Source organism: Sphaerothrix gracilis Ecp01, assembly GCF_030405905.1.
GTDB classification, from domain to species: Bacteria; Cyanobacteriota; Cyanobacteriia; order Phormidesmidales; family Phormidesmidaceae; genus Sphaerothrix; species Sphaerothrix gracilis.
In genome coordinates, this window is sequence record NZ_JASATW010000029.1 from 25,438 (window position 1) to 48,613 (window position 23,176).

The 23,176-nt window shown below is 53.0% G+C and carries 19 protein-coding genes; 12 read left to right on the forward strand and 7 right to left on the reverse strand.

The features are described 5' to 3' along the window. Positions 1-36 precede the first annotated feature (36 nt). Positions 37-1,095: a hypothetical protein gene (locus tag QJQ48_RS23290; protein ID WP_346293644.1), complete on the forward strand. Its 1,059-nt coding sequence runs from the start codon at positions 37-39 to the stop codon at positions 1,093-1,095. Positions 1,096-1,169: 74 nt separating this feature from the next. Further along, positions 1,170-2,336 carry an NAD-dependent epimerase/dehydratase family protein gene (locus tag QJQ48_RS23295; RefSeq protein WP_346293645.1) on the forward strand — a complete coding sequence of 389 codons (1,167 nt, stop codon included), beginning with the start codon at positions 1,170-1,172 and terminating at the stop codon, positions 2,334-2,336. Positions 2,337-2,352: 16 nt separating this feature from the next. Here the strand turns inward: QJQ48_RS23295 and trmFO are convergent, their stop codons facing one another. Together trmFO and QJQ48_RS23305 are read right to left on the reverse strand one after the other, a co-directional pair. Continuing rightward, positions 2,353-3,741, reverse strand: coding sequence for an FADH(2)-oxidizing methylenetetrahydrofolate--tRNA-(uracil(54)-C(5))-methyltransferase TrmFO (gene trmFO, locus QJQ48_RS23300; RefSeq protein ID WP_346293646.1), 1,389 nt, complete (start codon positions 3,739-3,741; stop codon positions 2,353-2,355). A gap of 101 nt (positions 3,742-3,842) precedes the next feature. Further along, positions 3,843-4,730, reverse strand: a complete 888-nt coding sequence (locus tag QJQ48_RS23305) for a M48 family metalloprotease (RefSeq protein WP_346293647.1) — start codon at positions 4,728-4,730, stop codon at positions 3,843-3,845. A 323-nt stretch (positions 4,731-5,053) separates the two neighbouring features. Between QJQ48_RS23305 and acnA the strand changes: the two genes are divergently transcribed. Together acnA and QJQ48_RS23315 are read left to right on the forward strand one after the other, a co-directional pair. Next, positions 5,054-7,738 (forward strand): aconitate hydratase AcnA, encoded by a 2,685-nt coding sequence (gene acnA, locus QJQ48_RS23310; RefSeq protein WP_346293648.1) that lies wholly within the window; start codon positions 5,054-5,056, stop codon positions 7,736-7,738. Between the two features lie 264 nt (positions 7,739-8,002). Beyond that, positions 8,003-8,344: a hypothetical protein gene (locus tag QJQ48_RS23315; RefSeq protein ID WP_346293649.1), complete on the forward strand. Its 342-nt coding sequence runs from the start codon at positions 8,003-8,005 to the stop codon at positions 8,342-8,344. On the opposite strand, the gene QJQ48_RS23320 is transcribed toward QJQ48_RS23315, so the two are convergent. Together QJQ48_RS23320 and QJQ48_RS23325 are read right to left on the reverse strand one after the other, a co-directional pair. Then, positions 8,289-9,020 (reverse strand): ComF family protein, encoded by a 732-nt coding sequence (locus tag QJQ48_RS23320; protein WP_346293650.1) that lies wholly within the window; start codon positions 9,018-9,020, stop codon positions 8,289-8,291. The two genes, QJQ48_RS23315 and QJQ48_RS23320, sit on opposite strands and share 56 nt — an antisense overlap. Before the next feature lie 36 nt (positions 9,021-9,056). Continuing rightward, complete coding sequence (locus QJQ48_RS23325; RefSeq protein WP_346293651.1) at positions 9,057-9,197, reverse strand: hypothetical protein; 141 nt, start codon at positions 9,195-9,197, stop codon at positions 9,057-9,059. 13 nt (positions 9,198-9,210) lie between these two features. Here QJQ48_RS23325 and bchD point away from each other — a divergent pair, with 13 nt between their 5' ends. From bchD to QJQ48_RS23350, 5 genes are all read left to right on the forward strand, one after another. Beyond that, complete coding sequence (gene bchD, locus QJQ48_RS23330) at positions 9,211-11,259, forward strand: magnesium chelatase ATPase subunit D (RefSeq protein ID WP_346293652.1); 2,049 nt, start codon at positions 9,211-9,213, stop codon at positions 11,257-11,259. Between the two features lie 85 nt (positions 11,260-11,344). After that, positions 11,345-12,202, forward strand: a complete 858-nt coding sequence (locus tag QJQ48_RS23335; RefSeq protein ID WP_346293653.1) for a TIGR02587 family membrane protein — start codon at positions 11,345-11,347, stop codon at positions 12,200-12,202. Next, the gene (locus QJQ48_RS23340; protein ID WP_346293654.1) at positions 12,199-12,648 is read left to right on the forward strand and encodes a TIGR02588 family protein; all 450 of its coding nucleotides are present in this window, start codon (positions 12,199-12,201) and stop codon (positions 12,646-12,648) included. The genes QJQ48_RS23335 and QJQ48_RS23340 overlap by 4 nt, the downstream gene beginning before the upstream one ends. 90 nt (positions 12,649-12,738) lie before the next feature. After that, a complete protein-coding gene (locus QJQ48_RS23345) occupies positions 12,739-13,863 on the forward strand; it encodes a hypothetical protein (protein ID WP_346293655.1) in 1,125 nt (374 codons plus the stop codon). Next, on the forward strand, positions 13,860-14,858 hold the full coding sequence (locus QJQ48_RS23350) for a pentapeptide repeat-containing protein (protein WP_346293656.1): 999 nt from the start codon (positions 13,860-13,862) through the stop codon (positions 14,856-14,858). The genes QJQ48_RS23345 and QJQ48_RS23350 overlap by 4 nt, the downstream gene beginning before the upstream one ends. Before the next feature lie 192 nt (positions 14,859-15,050). On the opposite strand, the gene QJQ48_RS23355 is transcribed toward QJQ48_RS23350, so the two are convergent. Together QJQ48_RS23355 and QJQ48_RS23360 are read right to left on the reverse strand one after the other, a co-directional pair. Beyond that, positions 15,051-17,540, reverse strand: a complete 2,490-nt coding sequence (locus QJQ48_RS23355) for a PhoX family protein (protein WP_346293657.1) — start codon at positions 17,538-17,540, stop codon at positions 15,051-15,053. A 744-nt stretch (positions 17,541-18,284) separates the two neighbouring features. Then, entirely contained in the window at positions 18,285-18,740 is a 456-nt protein-coding gene (locus tag QJQ48_RS23360; protein WP_346293658.1) for a hypothetical protein, read from the reverse strand. 308 nt (positions 18,741-19,048) lie between these two features. On the opposite strand from QJQ48_RS23360, the gene QJQ48_RS23365 reads away from it, so the two are divergent. Together QJQ48_RS23365 and era are read left to right on the forward strand one after the other, a co-directional pair. Continuing rightward, the gene (locus QJQ48_RS23365; protein ID WP_346293659.1) at positions 19,049-19,486 is read left to right on the forward strand and encodes a secondary thiamine-phosphate synthase enzyme YjbQ; all 438 of its coding nucleotides are present in this window, start codon (positions 19,049-19,051) and stop codon (positions 19,484-19,486) included. 6 nt (positions 19,487-19,492) lie between these two features. Continuing rightward, positions 19,493-20,425 carry a GTPase Era gene (gene era / locus QJQ48_RS23370; protein ID WP_346293660.1) on the forward strand — a complete coding sequence of 311 codons (933 nt, stop codon included), beginning with the start codon at positions 19,493-19,495 and terminating at the stop codon, positions 20,423-20,425. A 101-nt stretch (positions 20,426-20,526) separates the two neighbouring features. Here era and QJQ48_RS23375 read toward each other — a convergent pair whose 3' ends face one another. After that, positions 20,527-21,051 (reverse strand): hypothetical protein, encoded by a 525-nt coding sequence (locus QJQ48_RS23375; protein WP_346293661.1) that lies wholly within the window; start codon positions 21,049-21,051, stop codon positions 20,527-20,529. Between the two features lie 212 nt (positions 21,052-21,263). Here QJQ48_RS23375 and dxs point away from each other — a divergent pair, with 212 nt between their 5' ends. Beyond that, the gene (gene dxs, locus QJQ48_RS23380; RefSeq protein ID WP_346293662.1) at positions 21,264-23,171 is read left to right on the forward strand and encodes a 1-deoxy-D-xylulose-5-phosphate synthase; all 1,908 of its coding nucleotides are present in this window, start codon (positions 21,264-21,266) and stop codon (positions 23,169-23,171) included. Positions 23,172-23,176 lie beyond the last annotated feature (5 nt).

A 23,176-nucleotide genomic window follows, 5' to 3' on the forward strand; every position in this document is an offset into this window, starting at 1 on the left:
TACGCGTACTTTAAGCCGTTAGGCTAAGGAAGCATCGTGACTTACTTAGAATTTGTTAAGGCCTGGCTAAGATACCTACCCATGAACGTTAGCCTGCCTGGTTTAGTGCGCTGGCGGCCTCTGAGGGAACCTAAATTGGGCTACAGCATTATTATTGGCTGCATGAATAATATGCCAGCGATCGCGATCGCCAATGTCGCTTTTATCGCCAAAATGCATTTGCCCAATATGCGGCGCTTAATCCTAGTTTTTGATGTTGAAGAATCAAAAATTTCCTACAAGCAGCAAGTCCTTGACGCGGCTCAAAACTTACCTATTGAAATCATTGGTTACGATGCAAAGCAGGCTGCTGTAGCAAAGTTCTTTTCTTGGGGTTGGGTGTATTCTTGGCTGTCTTGGACAAAGGGCATTGCAATTGCAGACACTCGATATGCTTTGCTGCATGATTTAGACGCAATGCCTACAAATCCGCATCTATTTGAGGATCTTTACGAACAGATGCAGAGTCACAACTCTATGTTTCAAGGAATTAGGTCATACACTAACCAATATTTTTCAGCCGAATCAGGTTTAGTAAGAACATTTGAAATGTTCGTTGATATTCAAAAGCTTCGCCAAGATTTTTCACCCTTTGACGCTTTTAACAAAGTCAAGCTTGTTAACGGCAATTTGGTTATTTACGATACCTTTTTATATATTCAATCTCAGACCAATAGCTGTCATTTGGCATCTGCCATAACTCAAGATAAGCTAGTCCATCCTTCACAGCTAATTAGTCAGTATACTGATTTCTTGAGGAATCGAGTTACCAAAGGCTTCTGGGAAAAATACGCAAATTTACCGCTTTTCCCAATTTATAATTTTTTGGGAGAAAATTCTACGCTACTGAATTCAATCATTTCGCATATTCAGTCCAGCCAAGATCCCAATCTCCCTTTTATGGGAAAAAGTATTAATTTTTCGGGCGTTCCTTCCCATCATTGGCAATGGATCTGGGAACAGGCAAGAACATTGCAAATTGCCTATTATGGCGATCTCAACCCAGAAATTGAGCAATATATTAATTCTGTTAAGGCTGTTTATGACGAAGGCTGATAAAGATTAATGCTGATCGGATTGATTGAATAGGCTATACATAAAGTTAATTCCTCATCAAAACTATCTGAGCCATGAAAAAAGTTTTTGTATTAGGCGGTGATGGGTTCTGTGGATGGCCGACTTCATTACACCTTTCAAACTTGGGACATGAAATTATCATTATTGATAATTTAGCTCGTCGAAAGATAGATATAGACTTACAAACAGAGTCTCTCACTCCTATTACTTCGATTTCTACTCGAATTTCAGCTTGGCAAAAACTGTCTAGTCAAAAGATAGATTTTTATAATATTGATATTGCAGCAGACTATCAAAGCTTTTTTTCGCTGCTTTGCGAATTAAGACCAGACGCTATTGTGCATTTTGCGGAACAGCGCTCTGCTCCCTACTCCATGCTGACAGAACAAACTAAGCGATACACTGTGAATAACAATTTGATTGCTACTCACAACGTGCTTTGCGCTATTGTTGAATCTGGCTTAAATATTCACCTACTGCATCTAGGCTCGATTGGGGTTTACGGTTACAAAACAGCTAGTATAGAAATTCCTGAAGGTTATTTATCTGTCACTCTTAATTCTCAGTCGGGTCAAGCTTTAGAGCAAGAAATTTTGTATCCAGCGAATCCTGACAGTATTTATCACATGACTAAATCTCAGGATCAGCTCTTTTTTCATTTTTATAATAAAAACAATGGACTGCGAATTACCGATCTGCATCAAGGAATTGTTTGGGGCACTCAAACGTCTGAAACAAAGCAAGACGAGCGATTAATTAATCGTTTTGACTACGATGGCATCTATGGAACGGTACTCAATCGGTTTTTAGTTCAAGCAACCGTGGGCTACCCTCTAACGGTGTACGGAACGGGCGGGCAAACTCGAGCTTTTATCCATATTCAAGATACAGTCCGCTGTATTGAATTAGCTCTCAGTCAACCTCCTGATGGCGGAGATAGAGTACAAATATTCAATCAAATTACTCAAACCCACAGCATCAATAATTTGGCGAAAATTATAGCTGACTTAATGGGAGCCGAAATCCAATATTTACCCAATCCTCGTTTTGAACCAGAGGCAAATGAATTTGTTGTCTCGAATCGCTGCTTTCTCTCTATGGGGCTTAATCCAATAGTCCTTGAATCTGGTTTACTTGAGGAAGTTCAAGAGATCGTATATCGCTATAAAGATCGCTGTGATTTGTCCAAAATTCCTGCAACTTCGCATTGGCGCAAGTGAGTGAGGCTTTTTCAGATTAAGCGCTAATGGCGGACTGTAGCTGATATAAACTAAGCTGATTTTGCTGAACCCAAGAGTTCAAGTCTTGGAGCGCGCGATCGCGGTACTGTCCATAGCGCTCTCGCTTGTTTTTGATCCGCTGGGGCAGGGCGGGCAGAATGCCAAAATTGGGTGGCATGGGCTGGAAGTGCTTGGGGGAGGCGCTGCTGATAAAGTCGAAGAGCGCACCCATCATGGTGGTTACGGGCAGCGCCAGGAGCGATTTTCCGTGAGCCAGGCGAGCGGCATTGGTTCCGGCTAGCCAACCTCCGGCAGTGGCTGCCGTATAGCCTTCGGTGCCAATGAGCTGTCCGGCAGCAAGTAGGGTAGAGCGGGTCTTGAACTGCAGGGCCGGGCTGAGCAGTTCCGGCGAATTGATGAACGTGTTGCGGTGCATCACGCCCATACGGACAAACTCAGCTTCTTCAAGTCCGGGGATGAGGCGAAAAACCCGCTTTTGCTCGCCCCAGCGTAAATTGGTTTGAAACCCGACCATATTCCAGAGCTGACCGGCTTTGTCTTCCTGCCGGAGCTGCACCACGGCGTAGGGCTTTTTGCCCTTATTGGCCGGATCGCGAAAGTCACCTAAGCGAGCATCAAACAGACCCACCGGCTTCAGCGGCCCGTAGCGCATGGTATCTTCTCCCCGCCGGGCCATTTCCTCAATGGGTAAACAGCCCTCGAAAAACTTAGCGGTTTCTCGCTCAAACTCTTTCAGCTCCGCCTGCTCCGCTTCGCAGAGCAATCGCCAAAAATGCAGATACTCTGCTCGGTTCATCGGGCAGTTGAGGTAAGCCGCCTCGCCCTTATCGTAGCGCGAGGCTTTAAAGGCTACTTCCTGGTTGATGCTTTCCCCCACCACGATGGGACTAGCCGCATCAAAAAAGCTCATATAGGCCAAACCCGTAAAGCGCTGCAAATCCTCTGAGAGGACAGAACTGGTCAGCGGTCCGGTCGCCATTACCACGATGCTCTCGTCTGGAATGTGGCTGACTTCCCCCCGTCTCAGCTCGACCAGAGGGTGCTGCGCCAGAGTTTCGGTCAGGTCGCGGCTAAATACGGCCCGATCCACGGCCAAAGCGCCCCCCGCCGGAACCGCATGTTCATCTGCTTTGGCGATTACTACCGAACCTAGCTGACGCAGTTCGGCATGGAGCAAGCCAGAGGCGCGATCGCTCGACTGAGCGCCAAAGGAGTTACTGCACACCAGTTCTGCTAAATGCTCACTGTGGTGGGCCGGACTGCGGTGAACGGGCCGCATCTCATGCAAAATCACCGGCACTCCCGCCTGAGCAATCTGCCAGGCTGCCTCAGTTCCTGCGAGTCCGCCGCCAACTACGTGAATGGGTTGTTGCGCCGTTGCCATCTTGCCTCGATCCATACACCAGCTTTATCAGCATAGCCAACTGAAGCGCAGGAACGCTTGACGCCTACGCTGAAGCAATGACGAATTTTCGGATTGGATGCTTAGCTAGCCAACGCCGGGGATTGCTGCTGCTGGAGCTGCTGGGCGATCGCCTGTAGGCGCTTAATCCGCTCTTCCGTTGACGGGTGGGTGCGAAAGAGGGTTTGTAAGCCTTCCTTAGAAATAGGATTGACAATCAAGAGCGGCGACATGGCCGGATTACCATGCATCGGAATCTGACTACCAATTTCCTCCAGCTTTTCTAAAGCACTGGCAAGGGCGAGAGGAGTTCCCGTAATTTCAGCCGCACCAGCATCAGCCGCGTATTCGCGAGTGCGAGAAATAGCCATCTGAATCAGGGCGGCGGAGACAGGCGCGAGCACAATCAAAAACAGCAGCGCCATCGGGTTTGGCCCCCGGCGATTGTCATAAGAGGCAGGGCTGTAAAGTGCCCCAAATGTGAGAATACGGCCTAGAAAAGTAATTGCTCCGGCTAAGGTACCCGCCACGGCCTGGGTCAGGGTATCGCGGTTGCGCACGTGGGTCAGCTCATGGGCTAAAACGCCTTCTAACTCTTCACGCGAGAGAAGCTGCATAATGCCTTCGGTAACGGCTACGGCGGCATGTTCGGGATCGCGTCCGGTGGCAAAGGCGTTGGGTGACTTCGTTGGGACTACAAAAATTTTGGGCAGGGGCAGTTCGGCGCGATCGCACAGTCGGGTCACCATGTCATAAAGTTCGGGAGCTTGCTGCCGGGTAATCGGCTGGGCCTGGTAAGCTGCTAGCGCGGCGCGATCGGAAAAGTACCAGGAGCTAAAGCTGGTAATCGCCGCAAAAATAAGCCCTAAAATTAAACCTTGCTCATTGCCGACTAAATAATAGCCCGCTAAAACCAGCAGGCCGCTGAGCAAACCTAACAGAGCTGCAGTTCTAACCTGGTTGTTTAACATAGTTTTTTCAAGAGTTTAGGAAATAGCCTTGTTCTAGTCAGAGTGTCAGAAGTTGTTAAATCTGACTTCTCCCAGGAGACTGAACCTGACGTTCTACCAGTCGATAGGGCTACAGCCCAGAACATATTGACCTTTTATAGAAGGGGTGTTTAGGCCAAACAGTTTCCGAAATGATTTGAGTGCTATGAACAGAAAAAGCAATTTTTAGCTAACTGAGACGCATTATCTACATCGGCTCAAAGCCAAGGATCCTATTGAAGGCGCTAGGCTAGGGCTATAGGATGAATAATTGTTAACGCTGCAATGGGGAGAAGGGCAATATTGTGAGTAGTTTCAACGCCAAGAAAACGCTGTCTGTCGAGGGTAAAGACTATCAAATTTACAGCCTACCGGAAGCGGCTAAGACCCTAGGTGATGTGAGTCGTCTCCCCTATAGTCTCAAGGTTTTACTGGAAAATCTGCTGCGCCACGAAGATAACCGCACTGTGACGGCAGATGATGTCAGAGCGATCGCCGCCTGGCTACAAACCCAAACTTCCGATCGCGAAATTGCCTACCGTCCGGCAAGGGTGCTCATGCAGGACTTCACCGGCGTGCCGGCAGTGGTGGATTTAGCTGCGATGCGAGACGCGATGGTGGCTCTAGGCGGGGATCCAGACAAGATTAATCCTCTGTCCCCGGTAGATTTGGTGATCGACCACTCGGTGATGGTAGACGCCTTTGGCTCAGCTAACGCCTTTGATGAAAACGTCAAGCAGGAGTTTCAGCGCAACCACGAACGCTATGCCTTTCTCCGCTGGGGCCAAAAGGCATTTGACAACTTTCGGGTAGTCCCGCCTGGAACCGGAATTTGTCATCAGGTGAACTTAGAGTACCTGGCTCAGGTGGTTTGGACTAAAGAAGCGAACGGCGAAACCGTGGCCTACCCCGATACCCTGGTCGGCACTGACAGCCACACCACTATGATTAACGGTCTGTCTGTTTTAGGCTGGGGCGTCGGCGGTATTGAAGCAGAAGCGGCCATGCTGGGCCAGCCGATTTCGATGGTGGTGCCAGAAGTCGTCGGCTTCAAGCTCACCGGACAGCTTCCAGAAGGGGCCACGGCCACCGACCTGGTATTGACCGTGGTGCAGATGCTGCGGCAAAAGGGCGTTGTCGGCAAGTTCGTTGAGTTTTATGGCAACGGCTTGGCCCACCTCACCCTGGCTGATCGGGCCACAATTAGCAACATGGCACCTGAGTATGGCGCCACCTGCGGCTTCTTCCCCATTGACGAAGAAACCATTACCTATCTGCACTTCACCGGGCGGGAGGCCGATCGCATTGCCCTGGTGGAAGCCTATGCCAAAGAACAGGGACTCTGGCGCTATGCGGACACCCCCGATCCCATCTTTACCGACACCCTAGAGCTAGATCTGTCTACGGTTGAACCCTCTCTGGCGGGTCCCAAGCGTCCCCAAGACCGGGTACTGCTGTCGCAGCTAGCCGAGCAGTTTAGAACTTCTGACTTTCCCAGCTTCAGCGGCTTAGAATCCTACGCCGAGAAGCGGCTAGCGCCGGTGCAGGGGGCTGACTACGACCTCGTAGATGGTGCTGTCGTCATTGCGGCGATTACGAGCTGTACCAATACCTCGAATCCTTCGGTGATGATTGGGGCCGGACTGGTGGCTCGCAAAGCGCGTGAGAAAGGGCTAACGGTGAAGCCCTGGGTGAAAACTTCCTTGGCACCTGGGAGTCAGGTAGTTTCTGACTATTTGGAACGAGCGGGCCTGCAACAGGACTTAGACGAACTAGGCTTTAACCTGGTGGGCTATGGCTGCACCACCTGTATCGGCAATTCCGGGCCGCTGCCAAAGCCGATTGTAGCGGCGATCGAGGACAAAGACCTGGTAGTGGGCGCTGTTCTCTCCGGTAACCGCAACTTTGAAGGCCGCGTCAGTCCCTACACCAAAGCTAACTATCTGGCCTCGCCGCCGCTGGTAGTGGCCTACGCGATCGCAGGCAATCTCGCCATTGACTTACTTAATGACCCTATTGGTCAGGACGCCGACGGTCGGCCCGTTTACCTGAAAGATATTTGGCCTAGCACGGCCGAAATTCGTGAGGTGATGCAGGCTTCGCTGACGCCAGAGATGTATCAAAGCCGCTACAGCAATGTCTTTACGGGCACTGAGTCCTGGCAGCAGATTGAAGCAGCTGATAGTCAAACCTATCCCTGGAAAGCTGACAGCACCTACGTGCAAAATCCGCCGTTCTTTGCCGGGATGCAGTCTACCGTGGGCGATCGCGCTGTCGAAGATATCCACGGTGCCCGTCCCCTGGCGCTTTTAGGCGACAGCATTACCACTGACCACATTTCACCCGCTGGCGCGATTAAAAAAGACAGTCCTGCCGGCAGCTATCTGATTGACCACGGGGTCACCTCGGCTGGCTTCAATTCCTTCGGCTCCCGGCGCGGCAATCATGAGGTGATGATGCGCGGCACCTTTGCCAATATTCGCCTGCGCAACGAGATGGCCCCTGGCACCTCTGGCGGCGTCACTCAGTACATGCCCGCTGGCGCAGAAATGTCGATTTACGACGCGGCGATGAAGTACGTGGCTGAAGATACGCCGCTGATCGTATTTTCGGGTAAGGAGTACGGTACGGGGTCATCGCGGGACTGGGCCGCTAAGGGCACCCGGCTTTTGGGCGTCAAGGCGGTCGTCGCGGAAAGCTATGAGCGGATTCACCGCTCTAATCTAGTTGGCATGGGCGTTTTGCCGCTACAGTTTCCCACGGGCACTAGCCGCGAAACGCTGAAGCTAGACGGCAGCGAAACCTTTGACCTGACCGGGCTCAAGGACGGCATCAAGCCCGGTATGGAGGTAATGCTGACGGTGCATCGAGCCGATGGCAGCAGCGAACAGACCACTTTGCTTTGCCGAATTGATACCGACGAAGAGGTGGAATACTATCGCAATGGCGGCATCTTGCACTACGTTTTACGCCAGCTACTCGCTGCGTAGAAAACCATAATTGGACACAGCAAATCTTCAGGGTGAGTGACGCTCACCCTTTTTTATTAGATTAATGTTCCTGAAATAAGCGCTGTTTAGCTTGCGAAATGTTACAAACTGCTTTTGCTTGTCCCTGGTTATTTTCAATAATGGAAATAAATTGATTGATTTCAATAGATTAATGCTTGGCAAATATGCGCTTAAGCTGAGATTAAAGCTAAGCTATAAGGACATTAAAGCGCTGATAAAACTACAGAATTTAGCCTAAAAACGATGGAAATTGAGGAGCGCATTCACCACCAAAGAGTTAGACACGTGATTGATAGCTATCAGCTATTCGGTGAAGAGTGTACTGCTTTTGAGGTGTATCTTAGCTGCCTTTTAGACTGCTATTCAACTGCTTTAGTCGAGCTAGCCCTAGCTGAAATTTTGGTCAAAAACTGGCTGCGCTATCCCATGATTAGGGGCGTTAGTTTCCTAATGCAGGTACATGAGAAACTAAAAAATTGGGAAACTCAGCCCGTCATGAGCGTTTTAACGCCCACCCAGTTTCAGCTAGTTACCGGACTTGATCCTGAACCCGTTTTTGCCCTGGCCTATGAGGCTTTGTCCTAATCTGGGAGCCAGCGCGGGCGATCGCGGCAATGCCCAATACCGAAACCTGATGCCGCCGCAAAGTATTTGCCGCTGACAGCGCAGTCGCCCCGGTTGTGTAAATATCGTCTATCAGCAGGACGGAAGTCCTAGATCGCTGCTGCCAGGCATGACCCAGCTCAAATGCCTCAGCCACATTGCGCTGCCGCGCCTGAGCATCTAGGCCAAATTGGGCTTCAGTCGCGCGAGTCCGCTGCAAACCGCGAGCCGCCAGCGGCCAGCCCGTCACCCGGCAAAATCCCTGGGCAATCAGCTCCGCCTGATTGTAGCCCCGCTGCTTCAGCTTGTCAGGATGCAGGGGAATGGGCACGACAACAGGGCGCTGACTGAAAATCTGACCGTGCTGATGCCAAGCTTCTCCCAGCCACTGACCGAGAACAGCCCCAATCTGAGCCTGCTGCTGATATTTCAGCGCCGCGATCGCTCGTTTCAGCAGTCCTTCGTAGCGGCCCCAGGCCAAAACAAGCAGTGAGCTTTGCCGGTCAAGCTGAGGAGAAACTTGCTGCTGTAGGCTAGTGGTACAGGTAGGGCAAAAGGCAGCGGGCGTAGCGCGATCGCAGAGAGGACAGGTTCCCTGTAAAAATAGGTTTAGGGTGGCCTGAAGGGGCGATCGCGCTGCCGATAGCAGAGTGAACATAGGACAATAGGTAAACGGCACCAGCTCTATCGTTGACTAACCAACTACCGCCGTATCCCGCAAAAACCAGGATTTTTCAGCCTTACCGCTCCCTGACAATCCGTAAAAATGCCGGGTTTGCGGGTGGCCGCCAGCCCCGTCCCCCCAAATTTCTTGATAAGCTGAAACACTGGACATTTATCTCGTTGCTATGACTGCGGTTGCTGATTTTCCTTCCCCCGCTACGTTCCCGCTGACGGCAATTGTCGATCAGGACGCCATCAAGCTGGCGCTGCTGCTGGCGGCAGTCGATCCGGGCCTCGGCGGCGTGGTGATTGCCGGGCGGCGCGGTACCGCTAAGTCGGTCATGGCCCGCGCCCTGCACGAGCTGCTGCCGCCGATTGAGGTGATTGACGGCTCCTGCTGCAACGCCGAGCCGACGAATCCCCGCCGCTGGGATGACGCTACCCTGGAGCGACTGGGTCAGGAAGCGAGGGATATTTCTGAGCTGCCAACTAAGGTGATTCCAGCACCTTTCATTCAAATTCCGCTAGGGGTGACGGAGGATCGGCTGCTGGGTTCAGTAGATGTCGCCAAGTCGATTACGCGGGGGGAAACGGTATTTCAGCCGGGGCTGCTGGCTGAGGCCAATCGCGGCGTGCTCTACGTTGATGAAATTAATCTGCTGGACGATCAGATTTCCAATCTGCTGTTGTCGACGCTGACCGAAGGCCGCAACCTGATTGAGCGTGAAGGCATTAGCTTTCAGCATCCCTGCGAGCCGCTGCTGATTGCCACTTACAATCCAGAAGAAGGAAATCTACGAGATCATCTGCTCGATCGAATTGCGATCGCTCTAGCTGCCGATCGGCCCCTGGACTTGGATAGCCGGGTTGAAGTGGTGGAGCGCACCGCTCGGTTTAATGACGACCCGCAAGCCTTTCTGGCCCAGTATGCTGAGGAGCTAGACGCGCTCAAAACCCAGATCATTTTGGCGCGAGAGTGGCTGAAGGACGTGCGCATCAGCCGGGAGCAGGTGCAGTACCTGGTGACAGAAGCGCTGCGGGGCGGCGTCCAGGGACACCGGGCGGAACTGTTTGCCCTGCGGGTAGCGAAGGCCCATGCCGCTTTAGACGGTCGCACCGCAGTCAGCGCTGAAGATCTGCGCTGCGCAGTTGAACTGGTGATCCTGCCGCGATCGCTGGCAATGCAGGAACCGCCCCCAGAGGAGCCACCGCCGCCACCGCCGCCGCCGCAAAGCCAGCAAGCGGATGAACCAGACGAGCCAGAAGAAGACAATGCCGAAGACCCGGAAGACGAAGAGGACTCTGATGAGGAGCAGGAGGAGTCGCCCCCTAGCATTCCAGAAGAATTTGTCTTCGACCCGGAAGGGGTCGTGATCGATCCGTCAGTGCTGCTATTTGCCCAGGCCATGAGCCGCCAGGGTAAGTCTGGCAGTCAGAGCATTATTTTTTCGGATGAGCGAGGCCGCTACATCAAGCCGATGCTGCCCCAAGGCCCGGTGCGTCGAATTGCGGTGGATGCGACGCTGCGGGCTGCTTCTCCCTATCAAAAAGCTCGCCGCGCCCGTCAGCCCGAGCGCCGGGTAATTGTGGAGCAGGGGGACATCCGAGCCAAAAAGCTGGCCCGTAAAGCCGGATCTTTGGTGGTGTTTCTGGTGGATGCTTCTGGCTCGATGGCGCTGAACCGGATGCAGTCAGCCAAGGGAGCCGTACTACAGCTCCTCACCGAAGCCTATCAAAACCGCGATCAGGTATCGCTGATTCCGTTTCGGGGCGAGCAGGCCGAGGTGCTGCTGCCGCCAACAAGATCCATTGCTGCCGCGCGGCGGCGACTAGAGCGCCTGCCCTGCGGCGGCGGGTCTCCGTTGGCCCACGGTCTAGCGCAGGCGGTGCGAGTAGGTACCAATGCCCAGCAGTCCGGCGATATTGGCAATGTGGTGATTGTGGCGATTACTGACGGGCGCGGCAATATTCCCCTGGCCCGATCCCTGGGAGAACCCGTTGACGCCGATGAAAAGCCAGATATCAAGGCTGAACTGCTAGAAATTGCCGCCCGCATTCGGGCTATTGGCTTTCAGCTCCTGATTATCGACACCGAGCGCAAGTTTGTCTCTACCGGCTTTGGCAAAGAACTGGCGAAGACGGCGGGCGGCAAGTATTACCGTTTGCCCAAAGCCACCGATCAGGCGATCGCGGCGATGGCCAGGGGGGCGATCGCGGACATGCGTTCTACCTGATCTCTCGCTAGGGGGGCGATCGCTGTAGGATAATAGCTCTAATAGCTGCAGCTCTCACCGATTTAGGCTGCAGAAAAACGACATTATGGGGCGGAAAAAAACGAAGGGCCATTCGGCTTGGAAGCACGAATTTAACGATCTCGTGCGCGGCGCCTGCGGCGGTTTTCTATTTGGCATCCCCCTGCTCTACACGATGGAAATGTGGTGGATTGGTTCGGCGGCAGAACCGCGACTGCTGCTGCTGGCTCTAGTCATCACGTTCAGCGTAGTCTTTTTGCTCAACCGCACTGAAGGCTTTCGTAAAACCCAGAGCGTTCACTGGACTAGCGCTCTGTTTGACAGCATTGAAGCGATCGCCATTGGTCTGCTCTGCGCCGGACTGATGCTGATTATTTTGCGAGAAATTACGCTGACAACCCAGATTCAAGAAGCCTTAGGCAAGGTCGTTTACAGCGGCGTACCTTTTGCCCTGGGTGTCACCGTTGCCAATCAGTATCTCGGCAGTGAAGACGGTCATGCTCGCCGCGAAGACCCCAAAGACAATCTGAATGAGACGATCAGCGACATTGGCGCCACCCTGATTGGCGCTATCTTTATTGCGTTTAACATTGCCCCCACCGAGGAGGTGCCCATGCTAGCAACCGCCATCTCTGGGCCTTGGCTAATTGTGATGATTGGGGTTTCGCTGCTAATTTCATACAGCATCGTGTTTCAGGCCAGCTTTGCCAACCAGCCCAAGCGCCGCCGCCAGCGGGGCCTGTTTCAAACACCGCTAAACGAAACCGTAGTCTCTTACCTGATTGCTCTGATCGCAGCTGGACTGATGCTGGGCTTTTTCAAGCAGATTGAGATTGGCGATCCGCTGGCGGTTTGGCTCTCACAAACGTTGGTGCTGGGACTGCCGGCGAGTGTAGGTGGCGCAGCAGGTCGGCTGGTGATATGAGCAACTCCAAACCAGACCCACAGCCGCTGCCGCAACATAGTGACGCCCCCTTTTTAGAAGATGAGTCTTCGCGATCGCTGGCAGAATGGACTAGCTTTGCGATCGCCTCTATTATTCTCACCGTCATCGTGGGGCTGGCTAGCTATCTGTGGCTAGGCGAACCTAAAACCCAGGAACCGCCTCATCTAGAGGTCAAATACCGACAGGTGCGACAGCAGGGGGATCAGTTTTACGTGCCGTTTGTGGTGATGAATCAGGGAGGCCGTACTGTGGACTCAGTTCAAATTACTGCGGAGCTAGAGGTCAACGGCACCGTGGTTGAATCGGGGGAACAACAGTTTCAGTTTTTAGCCAGCAGCGAAACCGAAGCAGGCGCTTTTGTCTTCAACCAAAATCCCAGTCAGGGGAACTTAGTGATTCGTATTGCCAGCTATAGCCTACCGTAGAACACCAGATCTGAATCTCAGCGTTTTAGCGTACTCGCCCGCTAAAACGGGTACTTTGAAAGCAGGGGTACTTCGGCTTTTAGTCTACGCATGAAAAATGCTGTTGATGTCTTTAATAAATCTGACACGCTAGACAAGGTTGTCTATGCTTTACAGCATCACAACGAGAGTCGCCGCATCAAGAAGCTCATTTTTGCTATTTGTCAAAACATTTGGGAAAACAGTCCGGCTGTTCTAGCCAAGTTTGAGTTAGAGTTACTGCTGCAGTCTTTGCTCGAACGCTATCCCACGCTGGAGGCGCTAGAAGCAAAACTGCTGGATACGGTGGCTAGTCTCAATCACCGGCAGGTTTATACGGCAGTCGCGCAGACTATTGTGGCGCAGGTCAGTCATCTCTATGCCGCTCGCCCGCTCACATTCAGGCAGGCTGATAAGGCCACTCAGCTAGAAGTCAGCCTGGTGACCGAAAAGTACGAGGCGATCGCTCAGATGATAGGGCGATCTGCGCAGCGGCGGCGGCTGACCAAGCTGCTGTACTGTCTCAACTACAGCAGTTGGGAAAACAACGCTCAAATTTTGGGGCAAATTGACCTTACAGAATTAGTGCAGCAGGTACATCAGCAATTTCCAACGGCTCAGGCGCTCAAGTCTCAGCTAGAGCACATCATTAAACAGCTCAACCGCCAGAACGAGTACCGCCAGGTAGCCTATATCTTGCTAAAGGCGGTACAGCCGCTCTATCACGCCTCAAAGCTAATCTCTACTAGTCTAGATACTTCTATCGGTCAGCCTGGCCAACGGGCAGCTCCGCTCACTCAGCTAGAAGCCCCCATCCAGTCAGCCGTTACCGGGCAAACCCGCACGCATCAGTCGCTACTGCGACCCCAGCCGACAGTTGCCACAGAAACCGCTCAGAACCGCCGCAATCTGTTCCCGCTGCGTTTAGAAATCCTGAAGTACACCAATCCGCTGCGAGCCAAGATCCTACTGCAGTCCTGCGTGTACGGGCCGTTTAGCTTTACTGAGCCTGACTGGCGATCGCTGCGAGCCAAAACCTTAGAAGACTTGCTCAAAGAAACCTTTGACTATTGCAAAACCTTTGCCGATCTGGAAAGCAAGCTGACCATTTTGGCCCACTGCTTAGACGGCGCTGACGAAAATCTGCGGGTAGCGGCGGCGATCGCGCGGGTAATGCGACCTTACTACCTGCTATGAACGCGAGCGAACTACTACAGCGTTATGCAGCAGGTGAGCTAGATTTTCAGGGTGCCCATCTGGTCAGTGCCCAGTTGGAAAAGGCCGACCTGATCGGGGCCAACTTAGACAAAGCTGACCTGGAAAATGCCAATCTGACCCTTTCTTTTCTCAGTCGCGTCAGTTTTTGTCAAACTAATCTGATGCGAGCGCGGCTGTCGGGGGCCAATCTCAACCAGGCCAACCTGGTGCACGTCAATCTTAGCGACGCCGATCTGCACGGGGCCAGCCTGCAAAAGGCCAGCCTATATGGTGCCGATTTAAGCCTGGCGAATCTGCTGGACGCCAACCTGATGGACGCTGATCTCAGAGATGCCAATCTCAGCGGCGCTAATCTCACCGGAGCCTGTCTGCGGGGGGCAAATTTGAGGCAAGAAAGTCTTCAGGGCAGAGCCTATCTGCGGGGGGCAAATTTGAGACAGGCAGATCTACAGGGGGCCAATCTGCGGGGGGCAGATTTAGCCAATGCCGATCTGCGGGGGGCAAACTTGAGCGAAGCATTTTTGCGAGATGCCGATCTCAGCGGCGCAAAGCTGCAGGGCGCTAATTTAGCGCAAGCCTCTCTCAGTGATGCCTTTTTGACGGGGGCTGACCTAACTCAGGCCAATCTGACCGAGGCTAAAATGCAGCGATCGCAGCTCATGGGCGCTAACCTGTCGCAAGCGGTTCTGACAGAGGTCAATCTGGCTGAAGCCAAGCTGACTAATGCCGTCCTCAGTGAGGCTCACCTCTTGAAAGCACGTCTCAATCGAGCAGACCTCAGCCGGGTTGATTTTTACCGAGCTGATCTAACCCAGGCGACACTGGTGAGTGCCTATCTAGCGCGGGCGAGGCTGATTGAGGCTAATTTGGCTGAAGCCCTGCTCACGCGAGCTGAAATCAGCAGCGCTGACCTGACAGGCGCTAATCTAAGCGGGGCGACACTGCCCGATGGCAGCCTCTATAAATCTAGCTGAGCAGTATTAGCGCTGGCAGACTTTGGCCCACCAGCGCCAATAACTGTTCCAAATGGATGTCAGTTTCTTTCAACTTTGTAGACAGAAGCAGACATGGGGAAGCCAGAAAAGCGGACGCGGCGATCGCTCATCTAGAAAGCGTCTTTGCGTCTCCACATCTTACCTCCCCAAAACCTGACGCCTGACACCGTGTTAGTCTTCATCCCCCTCAAAGTCATTATCAGGGGCTTCGTCATCTTCATCTCCGGCAAAATCGCCATCCTCAGCATCTAAACGCTGAATGCCGATAATACAGGGACGCGGCAGATCGGCAATCTCTTCAAACCTGTCATTATCACCGGGCAGCGGATAGCCAATATTGCTGGGGAAACCGCTGCTTAGCGGCACCCGACGCACCTGATTGAACAGGGTGCCATCCAAGTTCAATATTTCAATTTCGCGCTCTAGCACAGTTTCAGAACCGACAGGCACATCCTCACCGGGGTGCTGCACGGATGCAATCAGGGTGTCAGAACCGACAAAGGTAGGGCCTGTAATCTCACAGCGCATAGGGCCTTGAGCGAATGGCACCACGGCACCGGCATCCTGACCGCGCGTGGGAATGTAAAACACCCAGTTATTGCCGAAGACACCTACCAGAGCATCGGTGCTGCCCGTCTCGGTATGATCAATGGTGCGGGTACCCGGATTGATTCCCGTGCGGAAGCCATTTTGACGACTGGTAGACATATCGGTGACGCCCCAGACATTGCCTACGCCATCAAAGGCGAGGTTATCGACGTTGGCAAAACCAGTTCCTTCATCAGCGCCGGCTTCACCGGCGGGGGCAAAGTTATCCCAGCGGAAAGTGGTTCCGGCTCCATTGGCGCTGCTCTCAATAATCTTGTAAAGACCTCCGGAGGGTTGCTGGGCATTTACTTCAGGGCTGAGCTTGGCCGTTTGGAAAATGCGGGAGTCAGGATAGCCATCTCCGCCCGGAATGTGATCGGTGTAGGCAATGAAGACTTCGCCGGTACGAGGATGAACTTCGAGGTCTTCTGGCCGCGCCGATGGAGTCCCACCGATTAGGTTCGCCGCCAAATAGGAATCTACTAAAACTGCGCCCTGACTGGCATAGAAGTCACTCAGCTTTTTACCCTGATAGGCACTGAGAATGCTCTCATTCTCAAGCGTAACGGTAACAACGCCACCGTCTTTACCAGAAAGCGTGGGGGTGCCGTTCTCAGCGTCAGTGGGATTGCCTCCTGCATCCGCAAAACCGCCATCGGGGAATCCAGGCCGGAGCGGTAGCAGCAGGTTAACACTCCGTCCCGGATCGCCCAGAGCGGCGATCACTTCTGACGCTAAGACCGAAGGCGAAATCGGGTTGGTCGTTTGGTTAATTTCTAGGGGTAGCCACTCGCCCGTGCCGTTGGGATTGAACTTAGCAACGTACAGAGTGCCCTCTTCAAATAGGCGGCTGTTGCTTTTGTCTCGCGGACGGCCTAGGACTCCCTTGCTGACGTATTTCCAGGTATGACCGCCTCGGCGATCGTCGCCCATGTAGGCAATTAGAGGCTGACCCCGTCTGAGGCGAAAAGCGATGTTTTCATGGCGGAAGCGGCCTAGGGCCGTATGCTTCTTGGCCCGCACGTTAGGATTTTCGGGATCAACCTCAACCATCCAGCCGTATTTCTCACCGACTAGGCCGAATTCAGCGCCTACAGTGCCGTCAATATAATCGGTCTGGGTGCCTTTGGAGTCGACCAGTTCCTGCACACCCACAAAGAAGGTACTGCTGGCCTGGAAGTTTTCTTCGGCTGAAAGAATCGTGCCCCAGGGGGTGTCACCGCCGGAGCAGTTGAAGCCGGTGCCGATAATCTTTTCGCCCAGGCTATCGCTGTTGACCTGCTTGAAGACATCGGTTGCAGCCGGCCCAGTGCCGATGAAGTAGTTGTTATCACCGCGCTGGTGGGGACGCGCTCCCCAGGCGGCAGGAAAAGAACGGTTACGATTGAGCGCTAGACCTGAAACCAAAGAGTAGCGGCGATTAGCACTGTCGCGCGCCACAGGCTTGTACTCACCGCCGCCATTGCGGCGAATGCGAACAACAGACCCCCCAACGTTGTAGGCAAATTCTCCTAGCAGTTCGGTATTCACCACGTCGGGCAGCGCAAAGCCAACTACATCCTCAAACGTGGATTTGAATTCTGGACTGTTGAAGGCAGGGTCAGCGCCCGGTGCCAGCGGTGAGAAAGGATAGGAAATGTATTCGTGATTGACCCAGAGATAGCCATCGCTGAGATCCCGGCGACGAACCGGAATGAACGCTGTGTAGTCATTGTTATAGCCAAAGTAGTCGCTGCTGCTGGGGAAGACGCGATCGCCCCAGGCAATGACGACGTAGCGACTGTATTCTGGCGGAACAACCACATCGTCTACGACCGTATAGCTATCGAGCTTGACATTGCTAGTGGGCCTCAGAACAGCTTTCGTCTCTGGCAAATAGCTGTTAGCCGCCTGATAGGCCGGCAGCGGATGGGGCAAACGAACGGGGGTTAGCTTAGGGCTGATAAAGGTTGAGCGGGCGATCGCGGCCTCAGAGCGATCGAATACGCGACTGCTAAGGGTCGGCGCTAGCGCGGTTGTTGCGGCACTTGCTCCAAAAAAGATCAGGAGCTGCCTACGGGAAAGCTTGGACATGGTATCCCTAAGAATCTCTCGGCTTACATCAGATAACTTTCAATCCAGACCGACGGCACCAGACTGCAAAACTACAGTCCAGATCAGTCGAACAGCAGAAGCGAGAGCAGGGAGCTTAGCCTAGGCGCATAAAGCAATTAAGTCTGACCCAGTAAAAATCATTGAGCCAACAACAACAGCTCTGTCTTATGGGTGAATAAGCACAGATAGCTGCAACAGCAGCCTTATTGATGAAAGAGCCAGAGCAGAAATATGCTATGCAGCCTAAACCCGCGTTTAAACTGTCCTAAAAATAGAGCAGTTTTTTGCATAAAACAATCTAGTCTTTTTTATATTAACTAGGTTTATTGAGGCTGAAAAGAAATTTGTGGCATTTCGCTAATATTAAAAATTTGCCGCGATCGCACTTAAGAATTGCTTCAAATTTTAGGCAAAAGACTCCTTACTTTTGAAGCGTTTTATTCAGCTAGCCTATTTTTTAATCTGAGCCTGATTAATTTAAGAGTAAGTACTGGTTAATTAGTGATTAAGCTGTTGCGGCTGAAGCCTAAAAATGGCTTATTCTCTGCAAATGTGATCTGAGACACTCGACAAGCTCTATAAATTGTTGGTATGAGTGCTAGGGCAGAAGCGAGAATAAAACTGCAGCACAAGGGCCGGGGTGACGGCCTGTGTCTGCCTTTTACGCATTCAGGCTGATCGCAGCTACTTGTGTGGCGTCAGCGTTTCCGCTAACAGCCTTTTTCAGTCATCTCGGAATGCTGGATCTTGTTCCAGGACATCTTCATAGGGCAGTGAGGCAGGGGCTACTGAAGCGGGTTTTGCCACCGGCGATCGCTCCGGTTCCAAAAGCCCCAGCAGCGCTACTGAACTTAGCAAGGCTTGCGGGCGCTCAGCAGTTATTTGGCTTTCCTGCCACTGTTCTCGCGTAATGGCTGTTAGCACCAACGGAGCAGATTGACCATTGCGATCGCCTAACACCGTGAGGGTCACTTCTGTCAGCTCGCTATCATTAGTAAAAGCCTGACTGAGGGTTTGCTGGGCTAAACTTTCAGCCTGCGCTAATACGCTTCTATAGGAACTTAAGCCCTCTAGCTTCAGGGTGACAACAATTTCTCTAAATTCTGCTATTCCTGGGCGGATCAATATTATCCAGAGGCTGCTAGCTAGGACGCCCAGATGAACTAAAAGTCGCGTCATTTCGCTGATAAAATCTGGCAGCTTGTCTACTTTTAAGCGTAGACGACTCTCCAGCGAATTGGGTTAACAAGTGTTTAATTTGGCTTTAACAAAAATGGCTTGACAGTTTTGTATTTTCAGTGAAGGCTTGGCCGGATCAAGCTCATACAAAATATCCAGAACATCGACAAGGCAAAGTTTTCTCTGGACTAATAGGCCATAGCTCAGGTGAGCCGGTCTGCCGCATTGCCTTGACAACCGCTAGCCAGGACTGCCGCGAGAAACTCGCCCCTGTCTTATCCTGGAAGAGATGAGCTAGACAGACCTGCATGGCGACTAAGACCACGGAAACGATTCATTACCAAACGACCCTGACACTGCAGACGCGGGGCAAATCCCTAGAGCGCTTCACCCATAAAGTACAGTCAGCCGTAGCTGATTCTGGCGTTCAGACCGGGCTGTGCAGCATATTTCTACGGCATACATCCGCTAGCCTGGTAATTCAAGAGAATGCCGACCCAGACGTGCTGGTCGATATGGAAAATTATTTTGCCGATTTAGTGCCCGAAAACCGCCGCTATCGCCACAGTACCGAAGGCCCGGACGATATGCCTGCCCATATTCGCACAGCGCTAACCCACACCTCTGAGCAGATTCCGGTGAGCAACGGTCGGTTAGGGTTGGGCACCTGGCAGGGTATTTATCTTTGGGAACACCGCGATCGCGGCCATCAGCGAGAAGTCATTATTCACATCACGGGCAGCTAGAACAAGATGGAGGAACTGAATCTAAGTTTGATTCCCGCTGCTCCAGAGGGATTTTGCTCCGGCTTTGTCGGCATTGTCGGACGGCCCAATGTCGGCAAGTCCACCCTGATGAACTACCTGGTGGGGCAGAAAATTGCCATTACTTCACCCATCGCCCAGACGACCCGCAACCGTCTGCGCGGCATTCTGACAACGCCGACGGCCCAAATTATCTTTGTTGATACGCCCGGTATTCACAAGCCTCATCATGAACTGGGCCGGGTGCTGGTGCAAAACGCTCAGATGGCTATTTCTTCAGTAGATGCTACTCTATTTGTGGTCGATGGCACAGGGGCAGCCGGACGGGGCGATCGCTTCATTGTGGAATTGCTGAAGCGCAGCCAGACGCCGGTGATTTTGGGCATCAATAAAATTGACCAGCAGGCTGAAGAGGCTGATGCGATTAATCAGAGCTACGCGGCGATCGCGGCCGAACACCAGTGGCCGCTGCACCAGTTCTCGGCTCTAACGGGTGCCGGTATGGACTCGCTGCAGGACTTGCTGACGCAGCAGCTTGAACCTGGGCCTTACTACTATCCGCCCGATCTGGTGACCGATCAGCCGGAGCGGTTCATCATGGGTGAGCTAATTCGGGAGCAGATTTTAGCGCACACCCGCGAAGAAGTGCCTCATTCGGTGGCGATTTCGATCGACCGGGTGGAGGAAGAAGAAACGATTACGCGGGTATTGGCAACGGTTCATGTGGAGCGATCGTCTCAAAAGGGCATTTTGATTGGCAAGGGCGGCAGCATGATGAAGACTATCGGTACGGCTGCCCGCCAGCAGATTCAAAAGTTGATTGCTGGCAAGGTTTATCTAGAGCTGTTTGTCAAGGTGCAGCCGAAATGGCGGCAGTCCCGTACCCGTCTGGCCGATCTGGGCTACCAGATTGAAGAATAGGGACGGGTTTTGCGTATAGACATATTTCGCGTGGTTTTGTAGAGGGTCAGTTTAGTTGAGATATATCAGCCATAAACAGTCCACTCTACAAAACCCACCTCCTACTGCCGAGGGATGAATGTGGGGCTGATATCTCTCGGTTCGTAACCTGCGCCAATGCAGCGCTCTAGGGCATTATCTAGATCCAAACCTGCTGCCTGATTTAATCCCACGACGCAGTCAGAAAAGCGCAGCGGCAGCAAAGTGCGGCGACAGTGAGACAGGGTGGACGCAGACTCACTCAGCGCCAAACTGAAATGAATATCTACCGTACAGTCAGCCAGCTCTAGCGGTCGCCGGACTCGGCGGCAGGCAAACACAACATCCGCTAAATCTAATTCCGTTTGCGCCTTAATATCCGTGACACATTCAGAAACCTCATCAGGCTCCAGCGCCGAAGCACAGGCTGCAGCCGCCACCTCAGTGTCAACTCCGGCTGCCAGCAGTCCGGCAGCACATTCCTGAAAGTCGTTGCCCAGAGCCGGGCGAACCGCCGCTAACGGTAGCGAAGCCGCCGCCAGCCCCGCGATCGCCAACTGTATCACAGGCCACTGGAAATGGGTTGACCACCGACGAGAATGAACCATAACAGAAAATTACGGGTTATATCGGTTGATTAAAAGCGTATCGTGAAGTTAACACAACTCGATTTAGGCTAACAACAGCCTATCAACTGATCGCTGCTCTAGCTTCAGACAAACGCTTGGATTTCGGATTAGCGATCGCCCCCACCCTAAACTTTTATTACAGTGAAAGGGTATTCAAACCTTAATTTACGTGATCTTGAGGGTATTTCAATATGCACCTGAGTGAAATAACTCACCCTAACCAACTGCATAACCTTTCCGTCCATCAGCTTGAGCAAATTGCCCGTCAAATTCGAGAGAAGCATTTGCAAACGGTGGCGACTAGCGGCGGGCATCTAGGGCCTGGCTTGGGTGTTGTTGAGCTGACCCTGGCGCTGTACCAAACCTTAGATCTTGATCGAGACAAGGTGATTTGGGATGTGGGCCATCAGGCCTATCCCCATAAACTAATCACTGGGCGCTACAACCAGTTCCATACGCTGCGCCAAAAGGACGGCGTGGCGGGCTATCTCAAACGCTGCGAAAGTAACTTTGACCATTTTGGCGCCGGACACGCTTCTACCAGTATCTCGGCGGCGTTGGGCATGGCCCTGGCCCGCGATGCTAAAGGCGAAGACTTCAAAGTAGCGGCCATTATTGGCGACGGGGCGCTCACGGGCGGCATGGCCCTAGAAGCGATCAATCACGCCGGCCACATGCCCAACACTAACCTGCTGGTGGTGCTGAACGACAACGAAATGTCGATTTCACCCAATGTCGGCGCCATTCCCCGCTACCTCAACAAAATGCGCCTCAGCCCGCCTGTACAGTTCATCTCTGACAATTTAGAAGAGCAGTTCAAGCAGCTGCCCTTTGTCGGCGAGTCCCTCTCCCCTGAACTCAGCCGGGTCAAGGAAGGCATGAAACGGCTAGCCGTTCCCAAGGTAGGGGCTGTATTTGAAGAACTAGGCTTTACCTATATGGGGCCAGTAGATGGTCACAACCTAGCAGAACTGATCGGCACCTTCAAAGAAGCCCACAAGCACGTTGGGCCGGTTTTAGTCCACGTAGCCACGACCAAGGGCAAGGGCTATAGCCTGGCTGAGAAAGATCAGGTGGGCTACCATGCCCAGTCGCCCTTCAACCTCAGTACAGGCAAAGGGATGCCGCCGAGCAAGCCCAAGCCGCCGAGCTACTCTAAAGTTTTCGTGGAAACCCTGATTAAGCTAGCCGAAGACGATCCGCGAATCATCGGCATCACAGCGGCGATGGCAACGGGTACAGGGCTCAGTAAGCTGCAGGAAAAGTTGCCGAAACAGTACATCGATGTCGGCATTGCCGAACAGCACGCCGTCACGCTAGCGGCAGGACTGGCCTGCGAAGGAATGCGCCCGGTAGCCGCTATTTACTCAACTTTCCTCCAGCGCGGCTTTGACCAAATTGTGCATGACGTTTGCATCCAAAAGCTGCCCGTCTTTTTCTGCTTAGACCGGGCCGGCATTGTCGGGGCTGATGGCCCTACCCATCAGGGACTCTACGACATTGCCTATCTGCGCTGCATTCCCAACATGGTGCTGATGGCTCCCAAAGATGAAGCTGAGCTGCAGCGCATGATTGTCACAGGCATCAACTACACGGATGGGCCAATTGCAGTGCGCTATCCCCGTGGCAGCGGCTACGGCGTGCCGCTGATGGATGAAGGACTAGAGGCACTGCCCATCGGCAAAGGCGAGCTGCTGCGCCAGGGCGACGACGTGCTGCTGTTGGGCTACGGCTCAATGGTATATCCGGCGATGCAGACAGCCGAAATTCTCAGCGAACATGGCATCGAGGCAACGGTGCTCAACGCTCGCTTTGTCAAGCCGCTAGATCAGGCGCTGATTTTGCCCTTGGCCCAGCAAATTGGCCGCGTCGTGACCCTAGAAGAGGGCTGCCTGATGGGCGGTTTTGGCAGTGCGGTGGCGGAAATGCTGCTGGATGCTCAGGTCAACGTGCCGCTGCTGCGTCTAGGCGTGCCCGATCGGCTAGTCGATCACGCCAAGCCGGACGAGTCTAAGGTAACGTTGGAGTTGACCCCGGCTCAGATGGCAGAACGGATTCGGGCCTCCATGACGGTCGGGAAATCGGTAGTGAGCGTGTAGACAAA